We start from the raw sequence: 975 nt of genomic DNA on the forward strand, positions 1-975 counted from the left end.
AAATAAAGAGTATTGTGTACCTGTAAACACTCAATTCTTGAAGGGTTATAATGAAATTTCTAACTCTTTTTTTAGTGATTTTTCTATTTTTGGTTGTTTTTCTTTTTCATACTTTAAAACATGAGTAGAAATTTTATCTGCTTCTTTAGAAGCTGTAAAAATTTCATTAGGGTCATTTTTTAAAACATTTATCCAACTTTGAAGATAAGCATTAGAGTTTTCTAAATGTCTTTCGTTATAATTTAATCCTTTTTCTTGACCGATAAAAACACTTGCAAATTCAGCTTTTAATTCTTCCTTTGCATAACTTTCTGTTCCAAATCTTCCCGATAAATCTCTATTTAATCTTTGAGGATGTCCTGTACTATGTGCTAGTTCATGTAAGGCAGTTCCATAAAATGAATTTTCATTTTTAAAAACTTCTTTTGGAGGAAGTGCTATAATATCTTTTTCAGGAGAATAAAAAGCTCTATCATCACCATATTTTATTTCAATATTTGAATTTACTAAAATATCATTAATTTTGTTATAATCAACTTCTCTTTTTTCTTTTTGCAGTTCAGGAATACCATCAATTTGTTGTCCATTAAATACTGTATAAGTTTTTCTTAAATAATATAAATTTTTATCATATTCTAGCTTTTCATTTTGAGATAATTTATTGTACATTTCTTTATTTAATGGTTTATTTGTTTTTTTATCTATGATTGAAAAATATTCTATTTTTGTTCCTTTTTCTCCTTCTCTTACTTGCCAATTTTTCTCCTGAGCTTGTTTATAAGTCATCCATCTGTGATCTTCATAATCTTTAAAACAAGATACAGAATTTAAAACTATATTATTAGACCCTTTATATATCGTTCCTGTTACTGGATTCATTGGAGCTTGTGAATTTTCCCAGTCCTTTTCCCAGGGAATTTTACCTTTCTCTAAAGATTCTATAACGTTTTCTACAAATTCTTCTCTGTGAGCATT

General features: G+C 26.8%; 1 protein-coding gene. It reads right to left on the reverse strand.

Annotated elements, in window-relative coordinates; genetic code table 11:
• Positions 1-45 precede the first annotated feature (45 nt).
• Positions 46-975: ArdC family protein (locus L988_RS11400; RefSeq protein ID WP_156111960.1), on the reverse strand; the 930-nt coding region annotated here is incomplete at its 5' end.

The organism is Cetobacterium sp. ZWU0022, assembly GCF_000800875.1.
Lineage (GTDB): Bacteria > Fusobacteriota > Fusobacteriia > Fusobacteriales > Fusobacteriaceae > Cetobacterium_A.